Annotated in this window: 17 protein-coding genes; 7 read left to right on the top strand and 10 right to left on the bottom strand. The window is 70.7% G+C overall.

All coding sequences use genetic code 11. The features are described from left to right. Positions 1-938 precede the first annotated feature (938 nt). Positions 939-2207, bottom strand: coding sequence for a Cmx/CmrA family chloramphenicol efflux MFS transporter (locus ABD340_RS17675; protein ID WP_344590068.1), 1269 nt, complete (start codon positions 2205-2207; stop codon positions 939-941). Positions 2208-2281: 74 nt separating this feature from the next. Then, positions 2282-2854, bottom strand: a complete 573-nt coding sequence (locus tag ABD340_RS17670; RefSeq protein WP_344590067.1) for a TetR/AcrR family transcriptional regulator — start codon at positions 2852-2854, stop codon at positions 2282-2284. 50 nt (positions 2855-2904) lie between these two features. Here ABD340_RS17670 and ABD340_RS17665 point away from each other — a divergent pair, with 50 nt between their 5' ends. The 3 genes from ABD340_RS17665 to ABD340_RS17655 are packed head-to-tail and all read left to right on the top strand — an operon-like array spanning position 2905 to position 4795. Then, on the top strand, positions 2905-3246 hold the full coding sequence (locus tag ABD340_RS17665) for an MmcQ/YjbR family DNA-binding protein (RefSeq protein ID WP_344590066.1): 342 nt from the start codon (positions 2905-2907) through the stop codon (positions 3244-3246). Positions 3247-3273: 27 nt separating this feature from the next. Then, positions 3274-4182 (top strand): Gfo/Idh/MocA family protein, encoded by a 909-nt coding sequence (locus ABD340_RS17660; RefSeq protein WP_344590065.1) that lies wholly within the window; start codon positions 3274-3276, stop codon positions 4180-4182. A gap of 10 nt (positions 4183-4192) precedes the next feature. Beyond that, a complete protein-coding gene (locus ABD340_RS17655; RefSeq protein WP_344590064.1) occupies positions 4193-4795 on the top strand; it encodes a DUF7691 family protein in 603 nt (200 codons plus the stop codon). A 16-nt stretch (positions 4796-4811) separates the two neighbouring features. On the opposite strand, the gene ABD340_RS17650 is transcribed toward ABD340_RS17655, so the two are convergent. The 4 genes from ABD340_RS17650 to ABD340_RS17635 form a co-directional block, all read right to left on the bottom strand. Further along, the gene (locus tag ABD340_RS17650; RefSeq protein ID WP_344590063.1) at positions 4812-6545 is read right to left on the bottom strand and encodes a serine/threonine-protein kinase; all 1734 of its coding nucleotides are present in this window, start codon (positions 6543-6545) and stop codon (positions 4812-4814) included. Continuing rightward, positions 6542-7291 (bottom strand): hypothetical protein, encoded by a 750-nt coding sequence (locus ABD340_RS17645; protein WP_344590062.1) that lies wholly within the window; start codon positions 7289-7291, stop codon positions 6542-6544. The genes ABD340_RS17650 and ABD340_RS17645 overlap by 4 nt, the downstream gene beginning before the upstream one ends. Continuing rightward, positions 7288-7986, bottom strand: coding sequence for a hypothetical protein (locus ABD340_RS17640; RefSeq protein WP_344590061.1), 699 nt, complete (start codon positions 7984-7986; stop codon positions 7288-7290). The genes ABD340_RS17645 and ABD340_RS17640 overlap by 4 nt, the downstream gene beginning before the upstream one ends. Positions 7987-8141: 155 nt before the next feature. Next, entirely contained in the window at positions 8142-8594 is a 453-nt protein-coding gene (locus ABD340_RS17635) for a hypothetical protein (RefSeq protein WP_344590060.1), read from the bottom strand. A gap of 332 nt (positions 8595-8926) precedes the next feature. Between ABD340_RS17635 and ABD340_RS17630 the strand changes: the two genes are divergently transcribed. After that, positions 8927-10714, top strand: coding sequence for a serine/threonine protein kinase (locus ABD340_RS17630; protein ID WP_344590059.1), 1788 nt, complete (start codon positions 8927-8929; stop codon positions 10712-10714). On the opposite strand, the gene ABD340_RS17625 is transcribed toward ABD340_RS17630, so the two are convergent. After that, on the bottom strand, positions 10715-11047 hold the full coding sequence (locus ABD340_RS17625; protein ID WP_344590058.1) for a YnfA family protein: 333 nt from the start codon (positions 11045-11047) through the stop codon (positions 10715-10717). Between the two features lie 95 nt (positions 11048-11142). Here ABD340_RS17625 and ABD340_RS17620 point away from each other — a divergent pair, with 95 nt between their 5' ends. Beyond that, entirely contained in the window at positions 11143-12099 is a 957-nt protein-coding gene (locus ABD340_RS17620; RefSeq protein WP_344590057.1) for a zinc-binding dehydrogenase, read from the top strand. Continuing rightward, the gene (locus tag ABD340_RS17615) at positions 12099-12983 is read left to right on the top strand and encodes an LLM class flavin-dependent oxidoreductase (RefSeq protein WP_344590056.1); all 885 of its coding nucleotides are present in this window, start codon (positions 12099-12101) and stop codon (positions 12981-12983) included. The genes ABD340_RS17620 and ABD340_RS17615 overlap by 1 nt, the downstream gene beginning before the upstream one ends. On the opposite strand, the gene ybiA is transcribed toward ABD340_RS17615, so the two are convergent. After that, positions 12976-13497: a riboflavin biosynthesis intermediates N-glycosidase gene (gene ybiA, locus ABD340_RS17610; RefSeq protein ID WP_344590055.1), complete on the bottom strand. Its 522-nt coding sequence runs from the start codon at positions 13495-13497 to the stop codon at positions 12976-12978. The two genes, ABD340_RS17615 and ybiA, sit on opposite strands and share 8 nt — an antisense overlap. Positions 13498-13612: 115 nt before the next feature. Between ybiA and ABD340_RS17605 the strand changes: the two genes are divergently transcribed. Further along, positions 13613-15559: a TNT domain-containing protein gene (locus ABD340_RS17605; protein WP_344590054.1), complete on the top strand. Its 1947-nt coding sequence runs from the start codon at positions 13613-13615 to the stop codon at positions 15557-15559. A 6-nt stretch (positions 15560-15565) separates the two neighbouring features. Here the strand turns inward: ABD340_RS17605 and ABD340_RS17600 are convergent, their stop codons facing one another. Then, the gene (locus ABD340_RS17600) at positions 15566-16246 is read right to left on the bottom strand and encodes a hypothetical protein (protein WP_344590053.1); all 681 of its coding nucleotides are present in this window, start codon (positions 16244-16246) and stop codon (positions 15566-15568) included. 57 nt (positions 16247-16303) lie between these two features. Then, positions 16304-17131, bottom strand: coding sequence for a class I SAM-dependent methyltransferase (locus ABD340_RS17595; RefSeq protein ID WP_344590052.1), 828 nt, complete (start codon positions 17129-17131; stop codon positions 16304-16306). Positions 17132-17160 lie beyond the last annotated feature (29 nt).

Raw genomic sequence — 17160 nt, 5'->3', positions numbered from 1 at the left:
AGACCTGCTCAACCAGAAGGGCGGCCGCACGGGCAAATGGGGCGGAAGCTGTGGCTCCGCCGCCAAAGTCCCAGCAGGGGCCAAGGTGTTCTGCTTCAACTCCGCCGACACCAAGTCCAAAGAGTGGTACCCGCAGGGCATGACCGGCGTCTCCGACGCGCAGGACGACGAGAAATGGGGCTCGGAGAAGCCCCTCCTGGTCAGCTGGTACGACGCCGACAAGAAGGCCCCGCACAAGAGCGCGCGCGTCACCTTCATCAACACCAAGGACAACACCTACCGGCACGTGCTGCTGGTGTGGCCGTACCAGAACGCCGACGGCAAGACCACCTTTGAGCCGGTCGGCGCCCACGGCTCGGACACCGGCATCCACGCCGGGGGCATCGCCTGGTACGGCAACCGCCTCTACGTCGCCGACACCAACACGGGTCTGCGCGTCTTCGACATGCGCCAGATCTTCGACCTGGGCAAGAGCGAGAACGGCTCCACGGGCAAGCCCGACCAGGTCGGCCTGGAGGGCAAGACCTACTACGGCTACGGGTACCGGTACGTGATGCCGCAGGTGCTGTCGTACGTCCCGAACAAGCAGTCCGGCGGTTCCTGCACGGCCAACGGCACCCCGAACCACTCGTGGCTGTCCATCAACCGCACCGGCAGCGACAGGCTGGTGACGGGCGAGCGGTGCAAGAACGGCAACGGGCGCGTCGCGCAGTACCAGCTGACAAGCGACAGCGGGACGAACGACCTGGAGACCGACGCCGCCGGTCGCGCCACGCCGTCCTCGGTGGCCCGGCTCCCCGTGTCGTACGTACAGGGAGGGACCGCCTCGGACGGCACCTGGTGGTTCACGCGCAACGTCCCCCAGGAGGAGCAGCCCTACGCGGCCGGCCAGAACAAGAACCAGGGGCAACTCATCCAGGCCGTCTGGTCGAACGGCTTCAAGGACGTGAAGCGCGAGAGCGCTTCGTTCGGTCCTGAGGACCTGCACTGCTGGCGTGGCGCGAATCAGGTGTGGGCGTTGGCGGAGCATCCAGGGCAGCGGGCGGTCTACGGGATGAAGAAGCCGCAGTGCTGACGAAGGCGCCCAGCGCCACCATGCCCAGTGCCGCCAGGGCCATCCCCGCACCGGCCCAGGCGGCGGAGGGGTAGCCGAAGCCCGCGCTGATGACGAGCCCGCCGAGCCATGGCGCGAGTGTGTTCCCCACGTTGATGGTCGAGGTCACCATGGCGCCGGCCAAGGTGCGCACCTCGCCCAAGTGCGCGAACACGCGGACGCTCACCGCGGGGTTGGTCGCAAGGCCGAACCCGCCGAGCAAGGGCACCAGCGCGATGACCACAACCGGGTAGCTCGCTCCTAGGGCGATACCGGACGACGCAAGCACAACTCCCGCCATCCCAACGGTGAGCGTACGGAACGTGTGCGCGTCGGCGACCCGCCCCCCGATCGTGATGCCGATGAGCGACCCGACGCCGAACAGCGCCAGCACGGCCGGCACCCACGCCTCGGACAGGCCCGTGGTGCCGGTCAGCATCGTCCCCAGATAGCTGAAGGTCGCCATCATGGAACTGAAGGTCAGGGCGCTCGTCCCGTAGGCGATCCACAGCCCTAGCGAGGACAGGCTGCGCAACTCCTCACGCAGCCCCGGCACGGGCCCCGCATTGGAACGCCCTGGCAGGGCCATGGCCACGCCCACCAGCGCGACCGCGCACAGCAGCGCCACCGTCCAGAACGCCGACCGCCAGCCCAGGTACTGCCCGAGGAACGTGCCGCCGGGGACGCCCAGGATCGTTGACACGGTGATCCCGCCGATGACGATCGCGATCGCCCGTCCGCGCGCGTTCTCCGGCACCAGGTCGACCGCCGCGACCGCCGCCACCCCGAAGAACCCGGCGCTGGCGATCGCGCCCAGCAGCCGGGTCGCGAACAGCACCTCGTAGCCGGGGGTCAGCGCGCCCGCCACGTGCATCAGGACGAAGACCCCGAGGAACGCCAGCAGCGAGGTGCGGCGCGGCAGCCGGAGCGTGGCCATCGCCAGCACCGGCGCGCCGGCCACCATCCCGAGGGCGTACGCGGAGATCAGCAGTCCGGCCGTGGGCACCGACACGCCCAGCTCGGCCGCCATCTCGGGCAGCAGCCCGGCCAGCATGAACTCCGAGGTGCCCTGCGCGAAGATCGCGAACCCCAGCACATAGATCGCCCATGGCATGGGCGTTCTCCTCTCATTTTAGATCGATCGGTTTAAAATTTGGGCATGCGTCGGGACGGCCCCATACGCGTGGGTCAGAAGGCGCGGAGCGCCGCGCTCGCCACCGCCTCCAAGGTCGCCCGCTCGGCGCCCGAACGGGCCGCCACCCGGATGCCGCTGATCGTCGCGATGATGAAATGGGCCATCTCGACCGGATCCCGGTCAGGGGCGATCTCCCCGTCCCGCCGCCCGGCCTCGAACGCCGCGCGCAGTACCTCGAGCCGCCGCCGGTAGTCCCGCTCCAGCAGCGCGGCGACCTCGGGGTCCCGCGGTGCCAGTTCGACGGCGGTGTTGACCACCAGGCAGCCCAGGCCGTCCCCGGTCTCGTCGTCGATCATCCGCCGCAGCAACTCGGTGATCTTCCCGCGGACCGTCCCGGGGCCCTCCAGGAGCGAGGTGTAGCCGCCCGTCTTGAGGTCCATGTAGCGTCGAAGGGACCGCTCGAACAGGTCGTGCTTGCTCTTGAAGGTGTTGTAGATGCTGCTGCGGCCCAGCCCGGTGGCCTCGCACAGATCCTGGGTGGAGGTCGCCTCGTACCCGGCGGTCCAGAACGCGCGCATCGCCGCCTCGACCGCCCGCTCCTCGTCGAAGTTCCGTGGACGGGCCATGGCGGCACGCTACCACGTTTTGAAATGACCGATCCAATACGGAGACCGCGTTGATCACCGTCGCCGACGTCCGCCGGCTCGCCCTCACCCTGCCCCGCACCACCGAGCACCTGATCAGGGACCGCGTCAAGTTCCGCGTCGGCGCCATCGTCTACGTCGCGTTCTCCCAGGACGAGACCGTGATGGGCTTCGCCTTCCCCAAGGAGGAACGCGACGCGCTCATCGCGTCCGAACCCGCCAAATTCCACCTGCCGCGCCTCTCCGACCAGCGCTTCAACTGGGTGGACGCCCGGACCGCCGCCCTCGACGAACCCGAGATGCGCGAACTGGTCACCGACGCGTGGCGGATGGTCGTCCCGAAGAGCGTCGCCGCAGGCCACCTGGGCACCTGACCGCCTTGGAACGGTACCTTCGCAAAAGTGAAGACGCTCAAGATCGGCGTGATCGGACTCGGTGACATCGCCCAGAAGGCGTACCTGCCGGTCCTCTCCGCCCAGCCCGGCATCGAACTGCACCTGCACACCCGCTCCGTGGCGACCCTTCACCGGGTGGCCGCCTCGTACCGCCTCCGCCACCGGCACGGCTCCCTGGACGACCTGCTCGCCGAAGACCTCGACGCCGCCCTCGTCCACGCCCCCACCGGCCTGCACCGCCCCATCACCGAACGCCTCCTCCAGGCCGGAGTGCCCGCCTACGTCGACAAGCCCCTCGCCGCCGGACTCGACGACGCCGCGCACCTCGCCGACCTCGCGGCCCGCACCGGCACCGGCCTCATGGTCGGCTTCAACCGCCGCCACGCCCCCGACTACCGCGCCCTCCTCGACCACCCGCGCGACCTGATCGTCCTGCAGAAGAACCGCGCGGCCCTGCCCGCCGAGCCCCGCACCGTCGTCTTCGACGACTTCATCCACGTCGTCGACACCCTGCGCTTCCTCGTCCCGGGCCCCATCGAGCACACCGACGTCCGCACCCGCGTCCGCGACGGCGCGCTGCACCACGTCGTCCTGCAACTGTCGGGCGACGGCTTCACCGCCATCGGCGTCATGAACCGCTCCAGCGGCTCCACCGAGGAGACCCTCGAGGTCATGGGACGCGACGCCAAACGCGAGGTGCTCAACCTCTCCGACGTCATCGACCACCGCGGCGGCACCACCCTGCACCGCCGGGGCGACTGGATCTCGGTCGCCCGCCAGCGCGGCATCGAGCAGATCACACTGGGTTTCCTGGAAGCCGTCCGCACCGGCGAGTTCCCGCCCGTCACCGACGCCCTGGAAACCCACCGGCTCTGCGAGGAGATCGTCCGGACGACTGTCGGAGCGGACCGCTAGGGTCGCGCCCATGAGCTACTCGCTGAGCCCCTACCTCGTCGATCTCAACAAGCTCAACGGCGCGATCGGTGCGCAGGACGACAAACTGCGGCGAATGATCGGAGGCCGTTTCAAGACCCGGCTCGCCCACGACGACGAGTATTTCTCCGACCAGATCGAAGAGGGCTGCCCCACCCGCTACGAAGCCGTCCGCGCGGTCATCAACGGCGGCCCCTTCGACGAGTCCTACAGTTTCCAGTACGGCTATGCCTTCCAGACCATCTGCGAATTCTACGGCCGGTTCCTCTACAACAACCATTTCTCCCCGTTCCGGGGCGCCTGGCTGGAGACAGTGGACGAGGGCCTGGCCAAGCTGGGAATCAAAGCCGTCGCCGTCACCGACTTCATGTACGGCTCCGTCCCTTCCCCGCTTCCTCGCCCCGACCACCTGCCCTGCTACGGCGAATGGACCCCGGCCCAGTGCGCCGAGGCCCTGGCCCAATGGGAGGCGACGACCCAGGAACAGCGCGACTCCCTCGACAGCGAGGTCCTGGAAGCCGTCGAGTCATGCATCGAATGGACCCGCGAAGCCCAGAACAAACCAGGCTGGGGAGTAGCCGCCTTCCACTTCTGAGCACGCTTGCCCCGGCTCAGGACTCCAGTACTTCCAGAGCCGGCAGGGAGCCCTCGACCCGCGCGCCCGCCGAGGCGGGAGTGATCGTGGTGAGGCGGCGGTTCACTTCCACCTTCACCTGGCCTATTCCGACCGGATAGTACCGGGACAGCCGGTACTTTCCAGGAGTGACCGAAGAGCCGAGAGGGACGGCGAAATCTATGGTCGTGCTGGCGTTGAACGTCCAGGAGCAGTGTTTGTTGTCGTAGTATTTTTCCTGGTCATGCTGCTTGGCGAGGTTGCCCTGGACGCGGACGGGTGTACCCGTGGGAATGTCGTTCGGTGACTTGTCGTTTGTGCGGTAAAGCCAGATGTCCGGCTTCTTTGTGTCCTTGCTCTGGGTCCTCTCCTCGCCGAGGCCGAAACTGTACCCCCGGTGGTAGGCGTCGGCCCGTTCGGAATTGGGGGACAGGCAGCGGAAATTTCCGCGACCGAGATACTGGAGCCCCCACGGTGTTCTTGCGTGCCAGATGATGTCCACACGGACGCGGGTGCCCGGCTTGGCGCGGGCGGGAGTGATGGTGATCTTCTCGCTCACCAGCGGGCTCGCGGCGTTGTCGCCGTCGGGGATCGAGGCGTTGGCGAGGACGACGCTGGGGCGGGTGAAGTACGCCCGGTAGTCGCCGGTGGAGGTGCCGCCCACGCCGGGCCCCTCGGGCCAGAAGTACAGCCCGATCATGACGGCGGCGGCCGTTCCGGCGGCGGCCCCACCGGCGCCCTTGGCACCGCCGATCTTGGCCAGCAGGCCCTTGCCGCCCAGCACCCGCCCGGCCTCGCCCGCGGCCTGGGCTCCCGGAGCGATCAACGCTCCAGGGGTGAGCGCGCCGCCGAGCATCGCGACAGGGAGGGTTGCGGCGAGGACCGCGGCGGCCGCGCACAGGGACACCAGGCCCCGGCGTTCCCAGTCGGAGCCGTAGGTCGCCGAGGCCACGGCGTCGAGCTCGCTGAGGAGAGCGACGATGTCCCAGTGACGTCGACCAGGATTCTTCGCCATGCCTTGGGCGACCAGTGGTCGCAGTGGCTCGGGTAGCTCGTCGATGGGAACCGGTGCGGTGATGTGGTGCGCGCGCAGGGCTGCCTGGGTGGTGGCGAGATAGTAAGGCTTATGGCCTGTCAGGCACTCATAGAGAACGCAGGTCGCGGCATACACATCGGTGGCCGGAGTCGCCGGAGCACCTTCCCATTGCTCTGGCGCCATGTAAGCGGGCGTGCCCATGATGTTGCCCTGGCCGGAGAGAACGGCGACGCCGAAATCGATGAGCTTGCTCTGACCGTCGTCCTGGATGAGGACGTTCGCGGGCTTGTAGTCACGGTGGATCACGCCGACCGCGTGGGCGGCGGCCAGCCCTTGGAGCGAGCCTTTGAGAATGGTGAGCGCGGCCTCGGGTTCCAAGGGGCGATCGTGCCCGTTCAGTACGGCGCGGAGCGATCGACCGGGAACTGCCTCCATGACGATGGCCGCACCCTCGGGAGCCTCGACATAGTTCAGGAGACGGGCGACATGGGGATTGGCCACGCGCTTCAACAGTTCCGCCTCGCTGCGGAACGTCTCGCGGGCACGGGTGTCACCCAGCAGCCTTGAGGCCAGGTACTTGATCGCCACATGGCCGCCGGTCACCTCATGGCGGGCCAGCACCACACGCCCCTGCGTCCCGGCCCCCAGTTCCTGGACCTCGACGTAGCCGGGAATGTGCTGGCCGCTCCGGGTCATCCGAACTTCTGCAACTGCTTGGTCAGCAATTCCGTGGCCCGGCGGCCGATCGGATCCGCCGGCTTCTTCGGCTCGGTGCGCTCCCAGTACACCGTGGCGATCACCAAATTACCCCGAACGGCATAGTCGTACATGAAGTGGAGCACGTTGAACTTGCTCGCGGAGGCGGGGTAGGTCTGTTGCTCCGTTCCGCGGAGCCGGCGCCATCCGGCCACGGTGTCCTCGGTCACCTTCCAGGTGTCGTCGTGCGCGAACAATGTGAAGTTCTTGCGGATCTTCTTGGCCGGGACGTTACGTCGTGGTGGGCACCCGCGCGCGCTGCTCCGCAAAGCCTGGAACGACTCGTTGGCCGCGCCGCCGTCGTCATAGCGGGCGATCAGTTGCGCATACCTGATCTCATCGCTGCCCTGGGCGGAGTTAGCGTACTGGCGCACACCGATTTCCGGATCGCCCTTGAGTTCGACCCCTGAAAGGGAGCACATGGGGGCTTGTCGATCCTTCAAGGCCTCCACCGCCGCCTGGGTTTCTCGGATGTCTTTGCCGACTTCCTTCGGCGTGAGCGACGCAGCCTTGATCTTCTCAGGCGAATAGCTGGGCGGTGGCGAGGCGGCCGTGCTACTGGAGGGTTTCGGCGGTGGGGGAGCACTTTGGCCCTCGTCGCTGCAGGCGGAGAGACAGAGGGCCGCCGACACAAGGATGGCTGGGGTCGCAGTGACGCGCGTCGTCCCGCGCAATGTGAAGGTCATTGCTGCGTGTTGGTCTGGATCTCGCCCACGATCAGCGGAGTCGGGGCCGAGGGACTTGAGGCATCTTCGAGAGTTCCGCCTGCAGCATCACAATTTGCTCCGGTGCAGGTCCATGCGACACCCCAGTAAATCGTTGCGGTGATCTGATAGGCGCCGCCCGGCTGCTGGGTGGACGATCTCTGATACGTGTGACTGCAAGTCGTGTCGTTCTGGCTGCCCGCTCCGTTGCAGGTGAGCGTGGTCTCGCCGAGATTCCATTCGACCCTCTTCGGAGTCGCGGTGGCCTGGATGGTCTGGCCGTCCACGGTGATCGGCTCTGTCGACACCGTGGTGAAGCCTTCGACCCAAAGGCCCGTGCGCACCCGAACGTAGGTCCTGCCCTCGGGGGAGGTGTGGACCTGAGGAACGGGGAATTGGGCCGAGTCGCGTGCCTGCTGGGCGAGTACCGCGGTCGGTACGGCCGCCGCCGCTTGCGGAGGGGCGTTCTGCGCACCGATACCGCCGCTGTCCAGGCCGTCAAGTGTGGGGATCTCGCCGGTGCTGCCGCCTCCTCCTCCGCCACCCGTCCCGATGCCTCCGCCGGAGGAGCCGCCCGGGGATGACTTGCTGCAGTCGAGGTTGCCGCCAGGAAGGGTGCAAGGGGCGGCGGTGGCGGGGAGGGCGGTGATGACCGTGGCGGTCAGCGCGCCCGTCACCAAGGCGCCGCCCAGGACGGAGCGCCGGCGGGACGGGCGTGGAAGGGGAACGGAGCGCATCGGGTGTCCTTCTCTGCGAGCCGTGACGGGTGCGGGCGAGGCGCCGGCGAGGTTTCTGGCGCTTGCGGCGACGGAGCGGCGCGTTCGGTCGGGCGTCAGCATTTCTTGTCCCGTACGGAGTCGGAGACCTTCCACGTGCCCTGGTCATAGCGGACGGCGGTGCGGTGGAGGAAGGCGCCTCCAGGGCCGCCTCCGGTGCGCTTGCCGGTCTTCGCCGAGAAGCGGTAGCCCGCCAGGGTGCGGATGCAGTCGACCACGTAGACGGTGAGGCCGTCCTTGGAACGGCTGTAGACGCGCGCGTTGGAGACGGTGGTGAAGCGCCAGATCTCGCCCTTTGCCCTGATCTGTGCGATATCGCGGGTGACCTCGCCGAGCAGCGGATCCATGGCGACGGTGCTGAGCTCGGCGGCGTCGTTCATCTCGTACACCCGCTTGAAGACCTTCCTGTACTCGTTGTAGCGGGTCAGGACGGTCTTGGTTAGTTCGGCGGTTGGGATGGCCGTGGGTGGGCTGGACGCGGTGGGGGTGCCCGGGGTGGTGCTGGCCAAGGAGCCCTTGGGTTTGAAGGTGCCCGAGGAGGGGCCGCTTCCGCATGCGGAGAGCGAGGCGGCCGCGAGTAGTGCCAGTGTGGCGGTGGTGCGTACGCGGCGAGGCCGGTGAGGGGAGAAACGTACCAACCGGGCGCGCATCGCCATCCCTGATCGTCCAGTCTCGACAACGGGGCGGAGTACCTGCGAAAGCTTACAGAGGAGCCTGGGGCGGGAAAAGGGATTCGTTGCGGAAAGGTCGGCCGGGTGGTGTGGGAGGTTCCGCCGAACTTTCCGGTCAGGTACGGCGATCTCACGGTGCGTGCCTGATGATCGTGGCAGGAGGGTGTGCGGTGAGCGAGTGGCGGATCGACGGGTTCCAGGAGGTCCGGGAGCTGGGCACCGGGGCTCAGGGGCGGGTGGTGCTGGCCCGGCATCAGACGGCCGGGACGCCGGTGGCGGTCAAGTACCTGTACCGGGCGTCGGCGGAGGAGCTCGAGCGGTTGCGGCAGGAGGCGGTGCTGCTCGGGCGGGTGTCGGACCCGCATGTGGCGCGGCTGTACCGGCTGGTGGAGAGCGAGCACGGGGCGGCGATCGTCATGGAGGCGATCAATGGGGTGTCGCTGAAGGAGGTGTTGGCGGAGCACGGTGCTCTGGGGGTGGAGTCGTCCCTGGCGGTGTTGAAGGGGTCGTTGCTGGGATTGGCGGCGGCGCATGCGGTGGGGGTCGTGCACCGGGACTTCAAGCCGGCCAATGTGGTGGTGCAGGCCGATGGGTTGAGCAAGCTCATCGACTTCGGGATCGCGGCTTCGCATGGGGAGGGGACGCGGTCGGGCACGCCCGCGTACATGCCTCCTGAGCAGTGGAGGGGTGAGCCTGCGACGCCCGCGGCGGACGTGTACGCGGCCACGTGCGTGTTCTTCGAGTGCGTGACGGGGCGGCTGCCCTATACGGGGTCGGGGCCGGAGTTGAGGGCGCGGCACACGAACGCGCCGGTTCCGGTGGACGAGCTGCCTGAGGCGTTGCGGGAACTGGTGAGCCGCGGGATGGCCAAGGACGCGGCGCAGCGTCCCTACGGGGCGGCCGCTTTCGTCGGGGAGTTGGAGCAGGCGGCGGCGGAGGCGTACGGGCCGGATTGGGAGCATCGCGGAGTGCGGGCGCTGGCGGGTACGGCGGTCGCGTTGGCGGCGCTGTTCCCGCTGGTCGCGGCGGGGATCGCTCCTGCGGCGCCGGTCGTGGCAGGTACGGCCGCGGCCGCCGGCGGTGGGGCGGCGGTCGGCGGTGGCGCGGCGGTCGGGGGCGGGGGTGGCGCCACGGGCAGCGCTTCGGGGTTCCTGGCGGGCGTGGGCGGCAAGGCCGCGCTGGCCGTGGCGGGGACCGCGGTGGTGGCGGGCGCGGGCGGTACGTACGCGTACACGAACCAGAATGACGAGCCGCGGCCGCGGCCGGTGGTGGCGACGGTATCGACGATGAACCAGTCGTACACCGATGTGCGGTTGGTGGTCCGGAACGCGCAGTACGCGCGGGTCTCCGGGCTTGCGAACGCGGCCCTGCAGCGGCGGATCAACCAGGCGCTGCGGGCTCCGCTGGACGACACCGTCGGGTTCATGCGGAAGGGGACGGCGGAGGCGGGGGCGGCGTGCACACAGAACGCGCAGGTCAACACCAGTGTGCGAATCGGGGTGCGGGGTCCGGCGCTGGTCTCGGTCGTCTACCGGGTGCAGGCGGAGTACTGCGCGCCCGCGGACGGTGAGATGCCGGGGCGTGCGGTGACGGTGGACCTGAAGACCGGGCGGGTGCTGACCAACGAGGACGTGTTCAAACCCGGCACGCTGACGGGGGCGGGCCTCAAGACGTTGTGGGGGCGGCTGAAGGGGGACAGCCCGACCATGTGGGGGCCGGAGGGATGCAGGCGGGACGGGCCGCAGCGTTCCGACTTCTTCCCGAATCCGAACCGGGAACCGAGCACGTGGCCGGCGTCGACGCCGTTCTTCGGCACGGATCGGTTCGAGATCAATTACTCGACCGGCGGTAGCGAGTGCCCGTACGACCGGCTGACGGGGTCGTACGCGAACGTGCGGGATCTGCTGAAGCCCGAGATCGCGGCGGTGCTGCCCGGGCCGTCCCCGCGGAAGACGTGATCAGGAGCGGGGGGCGTACATGATGACGGCCACGCCCGCCAGGCAGATGGCGGCGCCGGCGATGTCGTAGCGGTCGGGACGGTAGCCGTCCATGGCCATGCCCCAGAGCAGGGATCCGGCGACGAAGACGCCGCCGTACGCGGCGAGGATGCGGCCGAAGTGGGCGTCGGGCTGGAAGGTGGCGGCGAAGCCGTACAGGCCGAGGGCGATGACGCCGGCGCCGATCCAGGCGGCGCCGCGGTTCTCGCGGACGCCCTGCCAGACCAGCCAGGCGCCGCCGATCTCGGCGATCGCGGCCAGGGCGAACAGGAGCAGGGAGCGGGCGACCGTCATGGCCCGCACGCTAACGGAACGCCGTGGGTTGACCTCAAGCGAGGTGGAGGTTGCAGGGTTTGCAGGGTCGTTGAACGAAACGGAAGGCGACTCTGATGCGCGCGGTTTGGTTGAAGGAGTTCGGCGGGCCCGAGGTGCTCGTCGCGGGGGAGGCGCCCGATCCGGTCCCGGGGCCCGGGCAGGTGTTGGTGGAGGTGGAGTTCGCCAACATCACGTTCGTGGAGACCCAGTTCCGGTCGGGCGGCTTCTCGCCGTTCCAGGTGGAGTTGCCGGTGATTCCGGGGAATGGTGTCGGTGGTGTGGTGACGGAGGTCGGCGAGGGGGCCGACCCCGGTCTGGTCGGGACGCGGGTGGTGACCGGAACGGGCGGCTCGGGCGGTTATGCCGAGGTGGCCGCGGTGGACGCCGCCGGGCTGTTCCCCGTGCCGGAGCGGCTGCGGTTGGACGAGGCGGTCGCGCTGCTGGCCGACGGCCGTACCGCGACGATGATGCTGCGGGCGGTGGCGCCGCGGCCCGGCGAGCGGGTGCTGGTCGAGGCCGCCGCGGGCGGTGTGGGGACGCTGCTGGTCCAGCTCGCGAGGGCCGAGGGGACGACGGTCGTCGCGGCGGCCGGCGGGGAGCGCAAGACGGAGGTCGCGCGCGACTTGGGCGCGGACGTGGTGGTCGACTACACCCTTCCCGGCTGGCCCGACCGCGTGCGCGCGGCGGTCGGCGGGGTGGACGCGGTGTTCGACGGGGTCGGCGGCGACATCGGCCGCGCCGCGTTCGATCTGGTCGGACGAGGGGGCCGGATGATCAGTTACGGGCTGGCGAGCGGCGAGTGGGCGGGCGTCCCGCCGGAGCGGGCCGCCGAGCGGGGCGTGACCCTCGTCGAGGCCAAGCCGACCCCCGAGGCGATCCGCGAGTGCACCCTGCACGCTCTGGACGAGGCCGCGGCCGGCCGGTTGCGTCCGCTGATCGGCCGGCGGTTCCCGCTGGAGCGGGCCGCGGACGCGCACGCGGCGATCGAGTCGCGCGCGAGCGTGGGCAAGACGCTGCTGGAGGTGCGGTGATGACGAAGGTCGGGGTGCACCTACCCGCGTTCGGCGTGGATCCGTCGGCGGGCACGGCCGAGCACGCGCGGCACGCCGAGGACGTGGGGCTGGAGTCGGTCTGGGTGGGCGACCACCTGATCCCCAAGGGCAGGCCGTACGTCGACAGCACGCTGACGCTGGCGACCGCCGCCGCCGCGACCGAGCGGATCCGGCTCGGCTTCGGGGTGATGATCGTGGCGTTGCGGCCGGTGGCGTGGGCGGCCAAGCAGATCGCGAGCCTGCAGCACCTGTCCGGCGGCCGGGTCCTGCTGGGCGTCGGTTCGGGCGGGGCCGTGCACGGCGACGCGGCCTGGCGGGCGGTCGGCGTCCCCTACCGCGAACGCGGCGCGCGGACCGACGCGGCGCTGGACGTGCTGCCCGCGCTGATCGCGGGCGAGCCGGTCAAGGTGGCCGGGGAGGAGGTCGCGCTGTCGCCCGGAGCGACCGTGCCGCCGCTGCTCATCGGCGGGGGCGCGGGGACGCTCCGCCGGGTCGCCCGGTACGGCGACGAGTGGTACGCGGCCTTCTCCGGGCCCGCGGAGATCGCCGCCGCGATGGGCCGGCTGGGCGGGCTGGCGGAGGAGTACGGCCGTCCGGTGCCGCGGTTGACCGTCGGCGTCAGCGTCGGCCTCGGGGACGTGCCGGCCGCGCGGATCGACGCGCAGGTGCGCGGGCTGACCGAGTACGGGATGGACGAGGCGGGGGCGCGCGCCTCGCTGATCGTCGGGGAGCCGGCCGCGGCGGCGGAGCGGTTCGCGGAGCTGGCCGAGGCCGGCGCCCACCGGATCATCGCGATGCCGTTCCCGGCGGACCGGCTGCGCCAGACCGAACTGGTGGCCGGGGTGGCGGCGCTGCTCAGGTGAGCGCTTCGCGGGCGTCCATCAGGGCGAAGCCGAGCAGGTTGAGGCCGCGCCACTGGGACGGCCGCAGCGCCTCCGGCCGCTCCTCGCCGAAGCCGATCCCCCAGATGGTGTCCAGCGGGCTGGCCTCGACGAGGACCTTCCCGGTGGTGCCGGACAGGAAGTCGCGCAGCCGGTCGTGCGCGCCGAACTTGGCCACGTTGCCGCGCACGACGATGTCGTAGCGTTCCCGCACCCAGGTCTCTTCGGCGTAGTTCCGGACGCGGCGGCCGAGCGCCTTCGCGCGGCCCGGGTCGGGGTCGGCGAGGATCTTCTCGACCGCGGCGGCGTCGCCGAAGAGCCGGGCCTTCTCCGCCATCATGAAGTGCTCGGCGGTCGGGTAGGTGACGCCGTCGACCGCGAACGGCGAGGGGTGCCACTGGCTGAGGCAGCCCTTGGCCGTCTTGCCGCCCCAGAACAGCACGAACTCCGGCAGCTCGCCGCGTTCCTCCAGCTCGATCAGGTCGTCGATGCGCATGCACCGAGCCTGGCCGAGCGGGCCCGTCCGTGCAATCGGTTTTTGCCTGGCGTGCACCGTTACGACCGGTAACCTGCGGGTTCAAGGTGTGACGAGTGTTATGGGGGAGCTGTCAGTGAGCGGGCAGAAGGAGCGGATCGGCGAGGCTCAGAACCGGGTCATCGACGTCCTGTCGCGGCTGGTGCCGCCCGGCGCCGGCCGGATCGACCTGCACTGCATCGCCACCGTCGCGGTGAACGACGTGGCCCTGACCGTGCTCACCGAGGACGGCAAGAGCATGACGCCCGAATCGATCCCGCCGGAGCTGACCGAGCGGCTGCTGGAGCTGCGCCGCGCCCACTACCTGCCGGAACAGGGCACCTGGTTCTCGGTGCGGTTCATGCTGCAGCCGGGCGCGCCGATCCGTCCCCTCTACAACTACGACTTCGACCCGAACTGGGACCCGCCGATCCCGCTGGAGTGCTGGCAGCGCGACCAGATCGTGATGCCGCGCGACGGCGCCCACATGCCGGGCTGGCTGCGCGACCGGCTGGACGGCCGCGAGCCCGGCCACGAGCGGATCTTCGAGACGGACGCGCTCAACCCGATGGAGCAGATGGAGATCCTCTCCGACGAGTTCTGCGTCCTGGTGGCCGACCAGGCCCCGGCGCTGTGGGAGCAGGTCTTCGGCTACTACCAGGTCGTCGGCGACCATGTGGAGTTCCCGGCGGCGATGGTGCAGCGGGCCGACCGCACGATGCTCACGTGGAGCCTGCCCCCCGCCGCGCAGTCGCTGCTGGACCGCTTGCGCGCCGGTACGTACGGCTTCCAGGACTCCACCTGGTCCCGGATCGACTACCGGGTGCTGTACGAGGAGGGCTCGGTACGGGTCCAGGCCAAGTTCACCAATGACGAGGAGCCCGCCTGGAACACCGAGCCCTCGGTCGAGGACGTGCGGCGCGAGGTGGAGCGGTTCCCCGGCCACGGTTCGCGCGACTGGGTCAAGCGCCGTCTCGACGCGGCGGGCGGGAGCGCGCCGTCGCCGCGGCCGTCCCCGCCGGAGACGGGGGGCGGCATGCGGAAGGCGCGCGTGTTCGACCAGACCGGGCCGGACGGCGAGGGCCCGTCGGTGTCGCGCCCGGACGTCCCGCGGGACGAGGTCGCGCGGCTGGTCGAGTACCTGCGGAAGGCGCCGATCGTGATGGCGGCGCGGACGTACGCGCCGGACCAGATCGACCCCTCGCGCGGCGACCGCGTCCCGCTGACCTTCCACACCGACGGCTCGTGGGTGTGGGCCGGGGCGGTCGGCTACTACCTGGAGGAGCACGGCGTCCCGCCGGAGCCCGACCTGGTCGGGCACGCCAGGGCGCGCGGCTTCCGGATCCCCGAGATCGACGAGGACACCATGGACGCCGCGAGCGCCGCCGTCACCGGACGGCCGGTCCCGCCGCGGCTCAACACCGACCCGAACTCCGGGCGGCCCCCGTCCAGGCCCGCCGCGGCTCCGGAGTCGCCGGTCGCGGCGGCGCTGAAGCGGCGGTCGGCCGAGCTGGGCGTGGCCTCCGCCGCGTACCGGATCGGCGAGCTCGCCGACGGTGCCTGGAGCCTGATGTCCGAGGGCGGGCGCTGGTCGGTGTTCCTCGGGGAGAACGGTGAACGCCGCCGGGAGGTCCGTTTCCAGACAGAGGAGCAGGCGGCGGCGTACCTCCTCGGATCCCTGCTGTTCACGGCCCCGGCCGCGGCCGCGCCCCCGATCGGGCCGTTGACCGGCGAGCCGCCGCTGAGCCTCTTCCGGGACCGGCGGGAGACGCGAGTCCCGGCGGGCACGACCGTGGACCGCTACGGCGGTGACGGCGGCAACGTCGCCTACACGCTGGGGACGCCGTTCGCCGAGCGGTCGCTCCCGCCGGACTGGGAGAACCGGCCGTTGCGGGTCTACCGCCTGCGACGGGCGCTGCGGGCGCTCACGGGCGTGGCGGTGCCGTGGTTCGACCAGCCGGGCGGCGGGACGGCCTACGTCTTCGAACGCTCGATCGCGGACCTGGTCGCCGACGGGTCGCTCGCCCCCGTCCAGGACGCCTGACCCCGTTCAGGCGCGGCCGATCTCGGAGACGAGGTCGAGGCCGAGGACCAGGTCGAGATGGATGACGGTCTCCACCTTGGCCCCCGGCTCGACCTGCGGATCGGCGGTCAGGTCGTCCAGGACGGCCAGGGCGGTGGGGCTGTCGAGGTCGTCGGCCAGCGCCGCCTCGGCCTCGGCCGCGTAGGCCCGGTCCAGCGGACGGCCGGGCTCCGTCGCCCACTCGGCCATCGACTCGCGCCAGTGGGCCAGGTCGCCGCCCGCCCCGGCGACGAGGTCGCCGTCCATCGCGTCGGGGTCGCGGTAGCGCTCACGCAGGATCGCCAGTCGGACGCTCAGCGGGTCGGCGCTCGTGCTCTCCACGAGCTCGGCCCAGGCGTACCGCTCCGGCGGCACGATCAGGCAGCGGCGTTCGGGGACGTCCTCCGAGCCCACCCAGATCGCGTTCCCGGGCACGTCCGCGGCCGCCGCGACCTCCACCTCGGGCAGGTTGAGCTCGGCGAAGTCGGCGTGCGGCCGCACCCGCGCGGCCCGGGTGAGCGCGACGCGGCGGCGGGACCGCTCGGCCAGCCGGCGCAGCAGGTCGGCGGTGACCAGAGCACGCTCCCGCCCGGCGTGGACGTGGACGTGCAGCGTGGAGGGCGGGAGTTCGAGGGCCTGTCCGGTGCGGTGGTCCTGCAGGCGCAGCATGCCCCAACCCTACGGTCGGGGGCACGCCGAACCCAGGACGACCCGGCCGGGGACGCCTCAGAGGCCGGGATCGGTCCCGAGGCCGGGGCCGCCCGCCAGGGGCGGGCCGTCGGGCATGGGCCCGGCCCTGTCGGGCTTGCGCACGGCGGCGAACCGCAGCCGCACGTAGTCGGCGACCCAGCCCGACTCGCGGCGCAGGGCGGGGGCGGCCAGGTCGTTGATGCGGGCGAGCAGCGGTTCCACCAGCTCCGGCGGCACGTCCGCGAGCGCGCGCGGCGCGTACGCGCTGACCCAGTCGGCGGCGCCGTTGGGGCCTTCCGTCATGCGGGAGGGACGGTCGGCGTGCTCCAGCAGCCTCAGGGTGAACCCGCCGTCCTCCAGGCGCTTGGCGTACTCGGCAGGGCTCGGGAAGTACCAGGGCAGCTCGGGTTCGCCGAGCCCGAAGACGCGCCAGGCGGTCTGCATCGCGACGATCAGCTCGGCGCAGTTGCCGGCGCCGCCCAGCTCGCCGACGAACCGGCCGCCCGGCCGCAGCGCCGCGTGCACCCGGGCGATCACGGCGTCCGGGTCGCGGGTCATCCAGTGCAGGGCGGCGTTGGAGGCGACCGCGTCGAAGGGGTCGGTGGTGGTGAAGTCGTGCGCGTCCCCGACCACGAACGACAGTCCCGGATGCTGCGCGGCCGCCTGGGCGAGCATCTCGGGCGAGCCGTCGATGCCCAGGACCTCCGCGCCGCGCTCGGCGATCTCCGCGGCGAACGTGCCCGTGCCGCACCCCAGGTCGATGATCCGCTCGCCGGGCTGCGGGTCGAGCAGATCGACCAGGGGCGCGCCATGTGCGGAGACGTAGCCGAAGGCGGAGTCGTACGTCGTGACGGCCCAATTCACTGTCGTAATTTATCCGATAGGTCATGAGA

The organism is Actinomadura vinacea, assembly GCF_039532545.1.
Lineage (GTDB): Bacteria > Actinomycetota > Actinomycetes > Streptosporangiales > Streptosporangiaceae > Spirillospora > Spirillospora vinacea.
This window is presented reverse-complemented; position numbering and strand designations above follow the sequence as displayed.